General features: G+C 72.7%; 9 protein-coding genes. 3 read left to right on the top strand and 6 right to left on the bottom strand.

Annotated features, from left to right (window positions below; all coding sequences use genetic code 11):
* Positions 1-57: 57 nt before the first annotated feature.
* The gene (locus G5B46_RS23315; protein WP_165262948.1) at positions 58-456 is read right to left on the bottom strand and encodes a hypothetical protein; all 399 of its coding nucleotides are present in this window, start codon (positions 454-456) and stop codon (positions 58-60) included.
* A gap of 63 nt (positions 457-519) precedes the next feature.
* Positions 520-1737, bottom strand: a complete 1218-nt coding sequence (locus G5B46_RS23310) for an MFS transporter (protein WP_165262946.1) — start codon at positions 1735-1737, stop codon at positions 520-522.
* Positions 1738-1828: 91 nt separating this feature from the next.
* Between G5B46_RS23310 and G5B46_RS23305 the strand changes: the two genes are divergently transcribed.
* From G5B46_RS23305 to G5B46_RS23295, 3 genes are all read left to right on the top strand, one after another.
* Positions 1829-2623, top strand: a complete 795-nt coding sequence (locus tag G5B46_RS23305; RefSeq protein ID WP_165262944.1) for a helix-turn-helix transcriptional regulator — start codon at positions 1829-1831, stop codon at positions 2621-2623.
* 33 nt (positions 2624-2656) lie between these two features.
* Positions 2657-3871, top strand: coding sequence for a gephyrin-like molybdotransferase Glp (gene glp / locus G5B46_RS23300; protein ID WP_346764970.1), 1215 nt, complete (start codon positions 2657-2659; stop codon positions 3869-3871).
* A gap of 61 nt (positions 3872-3932) precedes the next feature.
* Positions 3933-5804 carry a nucleoside-diphosphate sugar epimerase/dehydratase gene (locus G5B46_RS23295; RefSeq protein WP_165262942.1) on the top strand — a complete coding sequence of 624 codons (1872 nt, stop codon included), beginning with the start codon at positions 3933-3935 and terminating at the stop codon, positions 5802-5804.
* A gap of 141 nt (positions 5805-5945) precedes the next feature.
* On the opposite strand, the gene G5B46_RS23290 is transcribed toward G5B46_RS23295, so the two are convergent.
* The 4 genes from G5B46_RS23290 to G5B46_RS23275 form a co-directional block, all read right to left on the bottom strand.
* Positions 5946-9194 carry an error-prone DNA polymerase gene (locus G5B46_RS23290; protein WP_165262940.1) on the bottom strand — a complete coding sequence of 1083 codons (3249 nt, stop codon included), beginning with the start codon at positions 9192-9194 and terminating at the stop codon, positions 5946-5948.
* A gap of 303 nt (positions 9195-9497) precedes the next feature.
* Entirely contained in the window at positions 9498-10934 is a 1437-nt protein-coding gene (locus G5B46_RS23285; RefSeq protein WP_205691846.1) for a DUF6504 family protein, read from the bottom strand.
* Positions 10935-11148: 214 nt separating this feature from the next.
* Positions 11149-11925 (bottom strand): protein imuA, encoded by a 777-nt coding sequence (locus G5B46_RS23280; RefSeq protein WP_165262936.1) that lies wholly within the window; start codon positions 11923-11925, stop codon positions 11149-11151.
* A gap of 252 nt (positions 11926-12177) precedes the next feature.
* Complete coding sequence (locus G5B46_RS23275) at positions 12178-14103, bottom strand: HWE histidine kinase domain-containing protein (protein ID WP_165262934.1); 1926 nt, start codon at positions 14101-14103, stop codon at positions 12178-12180.
* Between the last annotated feature and the right edge of the window lie 15 nt (positions 14104-14118).

The raw sequence follows: 14118 nt of genomic DNA, 5'->3' as shown, positions 1-14118 counted from the left end.
TCGAACGTCCAGACCGCGCCGGTGTCGGTGTTGGACAGGATCAGCAGGCGGCGGATCTCAGGGACGAGGCCGCTCGGCCGAATGCACCGCCAGCACGCGCAGGCCGTCCTCGGCCAGGTAGGCGCCGACGGCGTCGACGCGGCAGACCCTGCAGCTCTTCTTGTCGATGACCGCGCCTGGCGTATGGGCCACGGCCCCCGCCGGCGCCGCCTGCCCCACATAGACCGATGAGCCCAGGTCCAGCACCTGGAACGGCAGGGCCGTCGAGTAGCCACCGGCCTGGCGCGTCACGGCGTGCTTGAAGCTCTGGACGTAGTCGCAGGGCTGCTGGCTTTGCGGGCCGATGCAGCCCGGCGACGAGAACGCCGAGGCGCTCAGCGCGGCCAGCCCCGCCAGGACGAGGGCCAGGCCGTAGAACCCGAGCGGGGCTGGCCTTATCGGGGACGGCGCGACCATGCCTGGACCGTGCCGTGGGATGGGCCGCCTCGCAACGACTTTTCCGCGAGGCAGCGCCCGCCCTCACCGCTTGCGGGTGTTGGGCAGGAAGGCGGCCAGCAGGCCCAGCGCCGGCAGAACCGCGCACAGCTTGTAGACGGTCTCCACGCCCTTCCAGTCGGCCAGTTCGCCCAGCACCGCGGCCCCAAGCCCCCCCATGCCGAACGAGAACCCGAAGAACAGGCCCGAGATCATGCCGATCCGGCCCGGCGCCAGTTCCTGGGCCAGCACCACGATGGCCGGGAAGGCCGAGGCCAGCAGCAGGCCGATGATCACCACCAGCGGTCCGGTCCAGAACAGGCTGGCATAGGGCAGCAGCAGGGTGAACGGCAGCACGCCCAGGATCGAGATCCAGATCACCGCCTTGCGGCCGAAGCGGTCGCCCACCGGTCCGCCGGCGATCGTGCCCAGCGCCACCGCCGCCAGGAAGGCGAAGAGATGCATCTGGGCGTTCTCGACCGTCAGGTGGAAGCGCTCGATCAGGTAGAAGGTGAAGTAGCTGGTCAGGCTGGCCATGTAGACGTACTTCGAGAAGATCAGCACCAGCAGGATGGCGATGCCCTTGCCGGCCGCGCCCTTGGGCAGGTCGATCGCGATCTTGCGGCCGCCGCCGGCCGCCAGGCGCGCCGCGCCGTGGTGGCGGGCCCAGACGGCGACGTTCCACAGCACCGCCCCCGCCAGCAGGGCCAGCAGCGCGAACAGGGCCAGGCTCGACTGGCCCCAGCGCACGACGACCAGCGCCGCCGCCAGCGGCCCCAGCGCCTGGCCGGCGTTGCCGCCCACCTGGAACAGCGACTGGGCCAGGCCCGGCCGTCCACCCGCCGCCATTCGCGCCACCCGCGAAGACTCAGGGTGGAACACCGACGAGCCGACGCCCAGCAGGCACGCGCCCAGCAGAACCAGGCTATAGACGTGCGCCACCGACAGCACCGCCAGGCCCGCCAGCGAGAACAGCGTCCCGCCCGGCAGCACCCACGGATTGGAGCGGCGGTCGGCATAGAGCCCCACCAGCGGCTGCAGGATCGAGGCGGTGATCTGGTAGGCCAGGGTGACCAGGCCGATCTCGCCGAAGCTCAAATGCAGGTCGGTCTTCAGGTTCGGATAGATGGCCGGCAACAGCGACTGCATCATGTCGTTGAGCAGGTGGCAGCCGCTGATCGCCAGGATCACGCCGAACACCGTGGTCTGCGCCTGGTCATGGGACGGGTCGGCGGCGGGGGATCGGATCGCGGTGTCGGTCATCGGGCTCTTCCAGTGAAGGTGCGACCGCGATAGGACCTGAAACAGCGTCCCGCATTCCGCATCGGGACTTTCACCTTCGCGAGTGGGACAGATGGCCAAGCCCTGGGTGCATCCCGCCGACTACGACGCCACGCCCCGTCCGGTGGTCGCCACCGGCAACGAGTACCCGCCCTCGTTCGAGCTCGACTGGCACCAGCACGGGCGTGGCCAGCTGCTCTACGCCGCAGCCGGGGTGGCGGTGGTCTCCACCCCGCACGGCGCGTGGATCGCCCCGCCCGAGCGCGCCGTCTGGACCCCGGCGGGCGTGCCGCACTCGGTGCGCATGGTCGGCGCGGTCAGCACCCGCAGCGTGCTGCTCGACGAGCGGGCCTCGGCCGCGCTGGGCGACGCCGGGCGGGTGATCGGCGTCTCGCCGCTGGTGCGCCATCTGCTGATCGCCGCCTGCGACATCCCCGTCGACTATGACGAGACCGGCCGCGACGGCCTGGTCATGGACCTGCTGCTGGCCGAACTGGCCCGCGCGCCGGTGATCCCGCTGGCCGTGCCCTTCCCCGCCGCGCCGGCCCTGGCCCGCCGCTGCCACGCCTTTCTCGAGCGCCCGACCCCGCACGAGACCATCGACGACTGGTGCGGCGAGCTGGGCCTTGGCCGACGAGCCTTCACCCGCGCCTTCCGCCGCGAGACCGGCATGAGCTTCGGCGCCTGGCGACAACAGGCCTGCCTGCTGGCCGCCCTGCCCCGCCTGGCGGCCGGCGAGCCGGTGACGACCATCGCCCTCGACCTCGGCTACGACAGCCCGGCGGCCTTCTCGACCATGTTCAAGCGCCTGCTGGGCATTCCGCCAAACCGGTACAAGCCGGGCGGAGCCGGCGCAGGTTTCGATTGACCCGCGCCGCCCCCTGACGGAGACCTCCGGTCCGTGAGCCAAGCCCTGAAGAACCTGACCGTCGAGGACGCCCGCGGCCGGATGCTGGACGGCGCCGCGCGCCTGGGCGTCGAGGCCGTCGCCCTGCCGGAAGCCGTCGGCCGCGTGCTGGCCGAGGATCTCGTCGCTGGCCGCCATCAGCCGCCCTTCGACGCCTCGGCCATGGACGGCTGGGCGATCCGGCGAGCCGACTACGGGGTGCTCGAAGCCTTCAAGATCGCCGGCGAAAGCGCCGCGGGCCGCGCCTACCCCGAGGCCGTGCAGGCGGGACAGGCCGTGCGGATCTTCACCGGCGCCCCGGTTCCCGCCGGCGCCGACCTCGTGGTCATCCAGGAAGAGGCGACCCGCGACGGCGACCACGTGACCTTCACGGCGGGCGATGCGCCCAAGGCCAACATCCGGCCCGCCGGCGGCGACTTCCGGTCTGGCGACCGCCTGCTGGAAGCGGGCGTGCGCATCGATCCCTGGCGACTGTCGCTGGCCGCCGCCGCCGGACTGGCCGACCTGCCCGTCGTCCGCCGGCCCAAGGTGGCGATCCTGGCCACCGGCGATGAACTGGTCCCGCCCGGCGGCTCGCCCCTGCCCGACCAGATCTTCGAGTCCGGCTCGTTCAGCCTGGCGGCCCTGATCCAGGCCTGGGGCGGACAGGCGATCAAGCTGGCCCCCGCCGCCGACTCCGTCGAGGCCATCGCCGCCGCCGTGGCCGATGCGGCCGTCGACCTGGTGGTGACCATCGGCGGCGCCTCGGTGGGCGACTACGACCTGGTCAAGCCGGCCATGAGCCGGCTGGGCCTTGACCTTCGCGTCCAGACCATCGCCGTGCGCCCGGGCAAGCCCACCTGGTTCGGCCATCTCGAAGACGGCCGCCGCGTGCTGGGCCTGCCGGGCAATCCGGCCTCGGCCCTGGTCTGCGCCGAGCTTTTCCTGCGTCCGCTGCTGGCGGCCCTGTCGGGCGCCGATCCGGCCCTGCCGTTCGGGGCGGCGCGCCTGTCGTCCCCCCTGCCCGCCAACGGCCCGCGCGAGCACTGGATGCGCGCGGCCCGCGCCGTCGACGCCGAGGGCCGGCTGCTGGTCACGCCCTTCCCCGACCAGGATTCCTCGCTGATCGGCGTCTTTTCCCGGGCCGACGCCCTGGTCATGCGCCCCGCCGGCGCGCCGCCCGCCCAGGCCGGCGACCTGGTCGTGACCTTGCCGCTGGCGCGCACCTGAATCGGCGACGACGGGCGAGGAGCGTGCTAATCCGCGAAAGTTGAACGGAGTTCGAGCGTCCATGGGTCGCGCCGGCAAGATCGCAGCGCATGTTTTCCTGGCCTTCCTGGCTCTGCTGATCGGGCAGGTCCTGGCCGTGGGCCTCGACGCCGACCGGCCCGGCCTGCTGGCCCACGCCGGCCTCTACGCCCTGTCGGCCTTCCTGGTGGAGCTGCTGTTCCGGCTGGAGCGCGCGCCCTGGCGGTTCGTGGCGGCCGCCGATCACCTGCGCATCGCCCGCTCGGCGGCGCTGACGGCCCTGACCTTCTCGCTGCTGGCCTTCCTGATCCTGCCCGACCTCGACGGCGGCCTGCGCACCATCCTGGCGGCCCTGGTCGTGCAGATCGGCCTGCTGGCCGCCCTGCGCGTCGGCCGCCGCGCCCTGCACGAGGGCGTGCTGGCCGAGGCCCTGCTGCGTCTGCGCCCCGCCCCCGCCCACCCGGCCCTGCCGCGCCTGCTGATCATCGGCACGGCGGCCGAGGCCGAGACCTTCCTGCGCGCCCCCGGCCTGGCCGAGCGCTACGCCGTGGTCGGCCTTCTGACCCCCGAGCCCCGCGAGACCGGCGACGAGATCCGCGGCGTCTGCGTGCTGGGCGCCATCGACCGCTTCGACGCCGTCATGCGCCAGCTCAGCGACGGCGGCCTGTCGCCGGCCGCCGTGCTGTTCCTGGCCGAGGCCCCGCTGGGCGCCTTCGGAGCCGAGCGCCTGGGCCGCCTGAAGAGCGAGGGCGTGCGCCTGCTGCGTCGCCCCGGCCTGGTCGAGATGGGCGAGGGCCCCACCGCCGCGGCCCTGCGCGAGATCAGCCTCGAGGAACTGCTCAGCCGCGCCCCCGTGCGCCTCGACCCCGCCCCGGTCCGGGCCCTGGTCAGCGGCCGCCGCGTGCTGGTCACCGGAGCCGGCGGCAGCATCGGCTCGGAGCTGTGCCGCCAGATCGCCGCCAGCGGCGCGGCCCACCTGACGATGGTCGACGCCTCGGAGGCCAACCTCTTCCTGATCGACCGCGAGATCGCCGAGGCCTGGCCGGCCCTGCCGCGCCGCGAGGCCCTGTGCGACGTGCGCGACGAGGGCCGCGTCTCGCGCCTGCTGGCCGCCGAGCAGCCCGACATCGTCTTCCACGCCGCCGCCCTCAAGCACGTGCCGATGGTCGAGAGCCACCCCTGCGAGGGCGTGCGCACCAACGTTCTGGGCACCCGCAACGTCGCCCTCGCCGCCAAGGCGGCCGGCGCCTCGCACTTCGCCCTGATCTCGACCGACAAGGCCGTGGCCCCCTCCAGCGTCATGGGCGCCACCAAGCGCGTGGCCGAAGCCATCGCCCGCCAGTTCGGCGGCGGCGGCAAGATGCGGGTCGGCGTGGTGCGCTTCGGCAACGTGCTGGGCTCGGCCGGCTCGGTCGTGCCGGTGTTCCGCCACCAGATCGCCCGCGGCGGCCCGGTCACCCTGACCGACGCCAATGTCGAGCGCTACTTCATGACCATCCCCGAGGCGGTGTCGCTGGTGCTGCGCGCCGTGGCCCAGTCGGCCGCCGACGCCGCCCCGCCGGCCGGCGTGCTGACCCTGGAGATGGGCGAGCCGGTGAAGATCATCGATCTGGCCCGCCGGATGATCGAGCTGCAGGGCCTGGTTCCCGGCAAGGACATCGAGATCCGCATCACCGGCCTGCGTCCCGGCGAGAAGCTCACCGAGGAACTGGTCGACGTCAACGAGACCGCCGCGCCCAAGTCGGCCGGCGTGATCGAGGCCACCGCCGTCGCCCCCGCCCCGCGCATCGACGAGGCGACCCTGGCCGCCCTCGAAACCGCCGCCCTGGCCGGCGACGAGTTCGGCGTCCGCACCCAGCTGTTCGCGCTGGTCGAGCGCCTGCGCTCGACGACGGCCGAGACGACGCGGGCGTAAATCCTCCCCCCCCTTGCGGGAGAAGGTGGCGGCGTAGCCGACGGATGAGGGGTCGAAAGGCCCTTTCGCGACATTCTGAGAGACCCCTCACCCGACCCCGCTTCGCGAGGCCCCCCTCTCCCGCAAGGGGAGAGGGAAGAACTAGTGGAAATCCCGGCTCCTCAGCAGCCGCCCCGACACCTTCTGGCGCACGCGCGGCGCGGGCGCGTCGGGCTCGTCCCGCAGGCTCGACAGCTGGGCCGACAGGTCGGTGAAGCCCTCGGCGACGATGTGGATCACGCCCTCGGCCGCCTGCACCCGGCCGTGCACCACCAGGAACGAGGCGGTCATCACCACGTTGCGGTCGGCCTCGAAGCGGTCCTTCCAGACCACCGCGTTGGCCACCCCCGTCTCGTCCTCCAGGGTGACGAACACCACGCCCTTGGCCGTGCCCGGCCGCTGGCGGATCAGCACGAGCCCGCCGACCGACACCTTCTGGCCGTTCCTGAACCTCGGGAGCTGGTCGGCGGTGACCGCGCCCATCTTCTCCAGCATCGGCCGGTAGAAGCCGCACGGGTGGGCCTTCAGGGAGAGGCTGGTGGTGCGATAGTCCTCGGCCACCTCCTGGGGCGCGGCCATCGCCGGCAGGGCGACCCTGTCCTCGAACAGCGGCAGGCCGGCCAGCAGCGGCGCCTGCACCGGCGCCCTGTGCTCGCCCTTCAGTCCCTTCACCGCCCACAGGGCGTCGCGCCGCGCAAGACCGGTCGAGGCGAAGGCGTCGGCCTCGGCCAGCAGTTCCAGCGCCCGCTGGGGCACCCCGCCCTGGGCGAACTCGGCCGGCGCGCGCGCGCCTTCGTCGCGCGCCTTCACCAGGGCTTTGACGTCGGCCTCCTTCAAGCCCTTGATCTGGCGCAGGCCAAGACGCAGCGCCTTCCAGCGCGGGCGGGTCTCCTCGCAGGAGATCTTGCGGGGATCCCGGCGCCTCTCCCCGCCTGACGCGAGGGGCGACCTGACCTCCAGCGTGCAGTCCCAGTCGCTGGCCATCACGTCGGGCGGCCGCACCTCCACCCCGTGCTCGCGCGCGTCGCGCACCAGCTGGGACGGCTGGTAGAAACCCATCGGCTGGGAGTTGATCAGGGCCGCGCAGAACACGTCCGGCCAGGCCCATTTGATCCAGGCCGAGACATAGACCAGCTTGGCGAAGCTGGCCGCGTGGCTTTCAGGAAAGCCGTAGTGGCCAAAGCCCTCGATCTGCTTGAAGCAGCGCTCGGCGAAGTCGCGCTGGTAGCCGCGCCGGACCATGCCCTCGACGAACTTCACCCGATACTCGGCCGGCGTGCCCAGGTTGCGGAAAGTGGCCATGGCCTTGCGCAGGCCGTCGGCCTCGTCGGGCGTGAACTTGGCCGCCTCGATGGCCAGGCTCATGGCCTGCTCCTGGAACAGCGGCACGCCGTAGGTGTTGCCGAGGATCTCCTGCAGTTCGTTCTCCGGCCCGTGCTCGGGAGCGGGTTTGGGCCAGTCCACAGGCTCGATCCCGTTCCGGCGCTTCAGGTAGGGATGCACCATGTCGCCCTGGATGGGGCCGGGCCGCACGATCGCCACCTCGATGACCAGGTCGTAGAAGCGCCGGGGCCTAAGGCGCGGCAGCATCGACATCTGCGCCCGGCTCTCCACCTGGAACACCCCGATGCTGTCGGCCACGCACAGCATGTCGTAGACGCCCGCCACCTCGGCCGGCACGTCGGCCAGGTCGACGATGGCCTCGCCGTGATCGGCGCGCAGCATGCCGAAGGCCCGCTGGATCGCGGTCAGCATGCCCAGCGCCAGCACGTCGACCTTCATCAAGCCCAGGCTGTCGATGTCGTCCTTGTCCCATTCGATGAAGGTGCGGTCCTTCATGGCGGCGTTGCCGATCGGCACGGTCTCGTCTAGCCGCCGCTTGGTCAGCACGAAGCCGCCGACGTGCTGCGACAGGTGGCGGGGAAAGCCCATCAGCTCGGTGGCCAGGGCCACGGCGCGGGCGATCTCGGGGGCCTTGGGGTCCAGGCCCGCATTGCGCAGGTGCTCCTCGGGCAGGCCGTCGCCCCAGCTGCCCCAGACCGTGCCGGCCAGCAGACTGGTGACGTCCTCGGTCAGGCCCAGGGCCTTGCCGACGTCGCGGATGGCGCTGCGCGGGCGGTAATGGATCACCGTGCCGCAGATGGCCGCATATTCCCGGCCATAGCGCTCATAGACGTACTGCATCACCTCCTCGCGCCGCTCGTGCTCGAAGTCGACGTCGATGTCGGGCGGCTCGCCGCGGTTTTCGGAGATGAAGCGGGTGAACAGCAGGCGGTGCCTGGTGGGATCGATGGCGGTGACGCCCAGGCAGTAGCAGACCGAGGAATTGGCCGCCGATCCCCGCCCCTGGCACAGGATGCCCTGCCCCCGCGCCCAGCCGACGATGTCGTGCACGGTGATGAAGTAGTTGGGGTAGTCCATCTTGGCGATCAGCCGCAGCTCTTCCTTCAGCTGCGCGGCCACCTTCTCGGGCACGCCGTCCGGATAGCGCCAGGCCGCCCCCTGCCAGGTCAGGTCGGTCAGGTGCTGCATCGAGGTCTTGCCCGGCGGCACGGGCTCGTCGGGATACTCCTCGTGCAGGTCGGAAAGATCGAAGCCGATGCGAGCGACGATCTCGACGGTGCGCGCGATGGCCCTCGGCCAGCGCTCGAAGAGACGCGCCATCTCGGCCGGGGCCTTGATGTGGCGCTCGGCGTTGGCCTCCAGCCGGAAGCCGGCTTCCTGGATCGTGCAATGCTCGCGCACGCAGGTGATCACGTCCTGTAGCGGCCGCCGCTCGGGGCCGTGATAGAGCACGTCGTTGGTGGCTGCCATCGGCGCGCCCGCGCCCTGGCCCAGGGCGTCCAGGCGGGCCAGGCGCTTGAGGTCGCGGGCGGCGTAGGCGCGGCTGGCGGCCAGCCACACCCGACCCTTCAGCGCCCCGGCGATACGGTGAAGGTCGGCCTCGAAGGCCGCGTCCAGCGTCTCGGGCGGCACGACCAGGACCAGCTGCCCCTCGGCGTGCGCCGCGAAGTCATCCCACGACAGGATGCACTCGCCCTTGCCCGCCCGCCGCTGGCCCAGCGTCAAAAGCCGGGTCAGCCGCGCGAAGGCCTCGCGGTCGGAGGGATAGCATAGCAGGCTGGGCGTGCCGTCGGCGAAGTCGAGGCGACAGCCGGCCAGGGCCCGCACCTTGAGCGTCTTGGCCGCCGTCCAGGCGCGCACCACCCCCGCCAGGCTGTTGCGGTCGACCACGCCCACGGCGGAAAGACCCAGGGCCTCGGCGGTCAGCATCAACTCCTCGGCGCGCGAGGCCCCGTGCAGGAACGAGAAGTTGGTGGTGGTTTGGAGCTCGGCATAGGCAGGGGTCATGGGATCCTCCCCCTGTGGGGGAGGTGTCCGCGAAGCGGACGGAGGGGGGAGCAGTTGATGAGCGTCGGCCGCCGCGGAAGCTGAAAACGCCCCCCCTCCGGCCCTCTGGGCCACCTCCCCCAGAGGGGGAGGATCTTTCTAGCGCCCACGTCTACAGACCCTCCCCCTGAAGGGGGAGGTGGCCCGGAGGGCCGGAGGGGGAAGAGACTGCTGAAATCGGCGCGCGCAAGACCCCGAGGAATGACTTCCCCCTCCGTCGGCTTCGCCGACACCTCCCCCTTCAGGGGGAGGATCTTTGGCCCCTCAACCAAACAGGCCATGCAGCCACCATTTCGGCGGATCGCCGTCCCCATAGAGCCCCTGGCGGTAGATCCAGAACCGGCCGCCGGCCTCGTCCTCCACCCGGTAATAGTCGCGGATCCTGCCCGGACCCGCGGCGTCGAAATCGCCGCGCCACCATTCCTGGCCGATGCGCTCGGGGCCTTCGGCCGCCTGGACGCGATGATGTCGCCCCCGCCAGGTGAAGCGCAGCGGCGGGTCGTCGGGCAGCTTGGCCATCACCTCGATCGGCTCGGGGCGTTTGAGCAGGCGCGTCGGGCGCGGCAGGTCGGGGCTCCACGGCCGAGCGGCCGCCGGCGCGGCCAGGGGCGCGGACCGTCCCACCGCCCGCTCGGGCACGTGGCTCTCCACGGGGTCCGGCCGCCAGACCCGCCCCTCGCCCAGGCGGTTGACCAGCCGGTCGACCAGCGGCGCCAGGGCCTCGGCCGCGTCGAGTTCGGCGTCGATCCGCGCCTGCCCCTGCGCCAGGGCCTCCACCGCGAAGGCGTGCACGGTGATCACGTCGATGCCGAAGCCCGGATCGACGACGTCCAGCTTGGGCGCGACCAGCTTGGCCAGGCGCACGGCGTCGCGGCCGGGACGCGCCAGGCCGACGGGCACGGCGAAGGCCTTGCCATCCAGGCGATGATAGACGACCTCGAACCGCTTGGCGCCGCGCCCCTCGCCCTCCAGCCGCTTGCAGATCAGGGCCAGCACGTCGGCGGCGACGCGGGCCAGGTCCTCGGGCGCGCTGACCGGCTCGAAGAAGGCCAGGCGCGCGAACCACGGGCTGGCCGGCCGCCGGAAGGCCAGGGCCTCGCCCGCCGCCCCCAGGGCCTGGTCCAGCCGCTGGGTGAAGGCAAGGCCGAAGCGCTTGGCCATCTGGGCGCGCGGCAGGGCGTAGAGCTGGCCCACCCGATGCAGCCCCAGGCGCGGCAGCTGGGCCTGGGCGGCCTCGTCCAGCCGCAGGGCCGCCACCGGCAGGCGGGCCAGGGCCTCGCGCTGGCCGCCGGGCGGAACCACCGCTCGCCCGGATCCGAAACGGGGCTCTCCATAGCGGGCCAGGGCCCAGGCCGCCCCGGCGGTGTCGGCGATCGCCCCCCGCGCCGGCACGCCCCAGCGCGCAAGGCGCTCCAGAAGGTCGGCCAGCATGGCGTCCTCGCCGCCCCACAGGTGGTCGGTCCCGGTGATGTCGAGCAGCAGGCCGTCCTCGCCGTCGACCGCCACGGCCGGCGAGAACCGCACGCACCAGTCGCAGAGGCTCCCCAGCGCCCGCCGGTCGGCGTCGGGGTCATGGTCGGCGGTGACCAGCTGGGGAACCAGCGCCAGGGCGTCGGCGGCCTTCTGGCCGGCGGAAAGGCCAAGCGCCATGGCCGCGGCGTCGACGGCGGCGAGGCGACGCGTGCCGCGCTCGGAGACCAGCAGGGCGAAGGGGGGGTCTTGCGGCGGTGGAGCGAGCCCCCTCCGGCCCTCCGGGCCACCTCCCCCAGGGGGGGAGGATCCGGTTGGCGCGGCGTAAATGCTCCCCCTCTGGGGGAGCTGTCGCGAAGCGACTGAGGGGGGAGTTCCCGCCGAAGACCCTTCCCCCTCCGACCGCTTCGCGGCCACCTCCCCCTTCTGGGGGAGGGTCTTTTCCTCACCCCGCTCTGCGAAGGCGTTCGGGTGGCGCCGGCGCCAGGTCGTGATCGGCCAGTTCGGACACCACACGGAAAGGATGCGGGCCATGGTCGGCCTCCGAATGTTCCAGGATCCACGCTCCGGGGCGTCCGCCCCGGCAGCGTTCCAGCGCCACGCGCCAGGCGGGCGGGCCCAGCCCCAGCCCATCCGGCGGGGCGCGCCCCCGCGCCGGCCCCACCCGCCAGCGGCTGAAGGCGGCCGAGCCGGTCGCGCCCTTGGCCGGTCCGCCATAGGGCCGGCGGTGCAGCACGACCCCGAAGCCCCCCGCCCGCTCGCAGGCCAGCTGCAGCCGGCGGCCGGCCACCAGGTCGGGGGCCTCGACCTCGCCGATGGCGACGGAAACGCCGGGCGTGGCCAGCGCGTCCTCCAGCACCGACAGGCCCTCGGCCTCGTCGCGCACCCGCACCATCACCAACCGCTCGACCGGAAAGCCCAGGTTCACCAGGCCCGGCGCATAGAGATCCGAGCGCCGCAGCACCCAGACCACGGCGCCCTTTTCGGCTCTCGGCCGGGCCAGCAGCGCCGCGAAGGCCGCCGTCGCCGCCCCGCTCTCGCCCTCCAGCCCCTCGCCGACCACCTCGTGCCAGCCGGCCCTCGGCAGCCCCCCGCCGGGCAGGTGGCTGTCGACGCGCGGATCGCCGAACGGCAGGACCGGAGTCGGAGTCCGAGTCCCCGCCTCGATGGCGGCGATCCGACCTCTCAGGGCCTCGATACGCGCCTCGCGCGAGCCGGGCATGGCGACCTCCGTTCCCATTTTGTTCTGATCCTGATGGGCGCGGGAGTCAAGGTCGCCGAATGCGGCGGGGCGTCGCTGGAAGTCTCCTTGTCACCCCGTCATTCCCGCCCTCGTGGCGGGAAACCCTCTCTCAGCCGCAAGGGCGGATGGGGCGGATCCCCGGCGATCCGCTTGCGCTTCACGTGCGGGCGGACCCAGAGGTTCCCGCCACGAGGGCGAGAATGACGGGAGCTTAAATGGTGGAGAACCGCCCTAGACCCGCTCCACCCGCCGTCCCGCCAGGGCGCTGACCAGCGCCTCGGGCGCGGCGGGCTTGTGCAGCACCGGGCCGTCGTCGAGGCCGGGCTCCTGGTAGCCGGTCAGGTAGACGAAGGGGATGGCCCGCTCGGCCAGGGCTCTGGCCACCGGCGTGACCATGCGGCCGCCAAGGTTCACGTCGAGCACCGCCCGGTCGATCAGGCTGCTCTCGATCAGCTCCAGGGCCTCCTCGACGTCGCCGGCCGGGCCGACCACCTGGGCGCCGGCCAGGGCCAGCACGCGGGCCAGCTCCATGGCCACCAGGGCCTCGTCCTCGACCACCAGCACCCGCTGGTCCTGCAGGCCGCCGTCAGGCAAGGGGCTGGTCGTCGCCGCCGAGCGCTCGCCGCCGCCGGCATGGGGCAGCGCGCCCCTCGAAAGCTCGATACGGCAATGCAGGCCTTCGGCGCGCCAGTCGTGCGAGACCTGCGCGCCCAGCTGCTTGCCGGCGTTCTGGATCAGGGTCGAGCCGAAGCCCCGCCGGGCCGGGGCGATCGCCGGCGGCCCGCCGCTCTCGCGCCAGTCGACGACGAGCCGACCGGCGTCCCAGCTCCAGGCCACCTCCAGCACGCCGCCGGGCGTCGACAGGGCGCCGTACTTGCTGGCGTTGGTGGCCAGCTCGTGCACCACCAGGCCCAGCGACTGGGCCGCCTCGGCGCGGATCAGCACCGGCGGGCCGTCCAGGACGACGCGGCTCTCATGCTCGACGCTGTAAGCCTCGAGCTCCTGCTCCAGCAGCGCCCGCAGCACCGCTCCGGTCCAGCGGGTGGTCGACAGGAGGCTGTGCGAGCGGGCCAGAGAGCCGATGCGGCCGCTGAGGGCGGTGACGTACTGGCGCTTGTCGACGAAGGGCGTCAGCTGGACCAGCGACTGCACGACCGCCAGCACGTTCTTGGCCCGGTGATCGACCTCGCGGATCAGCAGGCGCTCGGTCTCCTCGGCCTGGCGCAGGGCCGCGTCCGCGCGGGCCCGGCCGCTGGCGGCCCAGATCAGTTCGGCCACGTCGCCGACGAAGGCCGCCTCGTCGACGCCCCAGGTGCGCGGCCGCTCCTGGCAGACGAACAGGTAGGAGACCAGCCGCCCGGCCTTGACCAGCGGCACGGCCACGAAGGCGCGGATGTCGAGCGCGACATAGGCCTCCAGGCTGTGGCGGGTGCGCGCGTCCTCGCGGACGTCGTCGATCACCACCTGCACGCCGGCGCGCAGGTCGTCGCTCATCGCCGGGCCGAAGTCGTCGAGCACGAACAGCGGGCCGACCAGGGGCTGTACGCCCTCCCCGCCCCACTCGCCGATGATCTGGGTCGAGACGCCGGCCAGATCGACCTCGGCATAGCCCGCCCGCTGGGCGCCCAGCTGCGCGGCCAGCACGGCGCAGGCCTTGTCGGCGATGGCGGCGACCTCGCTTTCCTCGCGCAGCTGGCGGCCCAGGTCGAGCATCAGGGCCCGTCGCCGCTCGCGCACCAGAAGGCGCGCCAGTTCGGCCTCGGCCCGCTTGCGCGCCGAGATGTCGGTGACCAGCACGTAGTAGCCCAGCACCTCGCCGCCCGGCGCCACGTCGGGCACGTACTTGGCCTCCACATGGCGCAGGCCCGCGGCCTGGTAGGGCACCTCGCCCTCGAAGGTCAGGCTCTGGCCTTCCAGCGCTCCGTCGACATGGTCGCGCACCCGCTCATAGGCGTCCGCGCCCATCACCTCGAGCAGCGAGCGGCCCTCGATATCCTCGCGGCGGACGCCGAACCAGGTCTCGTAGGCGCGATTGACGAAGCGGTAGCGGCGGTCGGCGTCGACATAGCCGATCAGGATCGGCACAGCGTCGGCCATGGTCGCCGAGAAGGTGTCCCGTCGGCCGGCGTGGGAGGGCGAAGGGGCGTCGTCGGTCATGGATTACGGCGCTCG

Origin of the sequence: Caulobacter sp. 602-2, assembly GCF_011043625.1 — a bacterium.
Taxonomy (GTDB): domain Bacteria; phylum Pseudomonadota; class Alphaproteobacteria; order Caulobacterales; family Caulobacteraceae; genus Caulobacter.
This window is presented reverse-complemented; position numbering and strand designations above follow the sequence as displayed.

Excerpts from the sequence above, each read along its gene's own strand:
- G5B46_RS23310 (WP_165262946.1), bottom strand. The coding sequence starts at position 1,737 with ATGACCGACACCGCGATCCGATCCCCCGCCGCCGACCCGTCCCATGAC.
- G5B46_RS23305 (WP_165262944.1), top strand. The coding sequence starts at position 1,829 with ATGGCCAAGCCCTGGGTGCATCCCGCCGACTACGACGCCACGCCCCGT.
- G5B46_RS23280 (WP_165262936.1), bottom strand. The coding sequence starts at position 11,925 with ATGCCCGGCTCGCGCGAGGCGCGTATCGAGGCCCTGAGAGGTCGGATC.
- G5B46_RS23275 (WP_165262934.1), bottom strand. The coding sequence starts at position 14,103 with ATGACCGACGACGCCCCTTCGCCCTCCCACGCCGGCCGACGGGACACC.
- G5B46_RS23315 (WP_165262948.1), bottom strand. The coding sequence starts at position 456 with ATGGTCGCGCCGTCCCCGATAAGGCCAGCCCCGCTCGGGTTCTACGGC.
- G5B46_RS23290 (WP_165262940.1), bottom strand. The coding sequence starts at position 9,194 with ATGACCCCTGCCTATGCCGAGCTCCAAACCACCACCAACTTCTCGTTC.
- G5B46_RS23295 (WP_165262942.1), top strand. The coding sequence starts at position 3,933 with ATGGGTCGCGCCGGCAAGATCGCAGCGCATGTTTTCCTGGCCTTCCTG.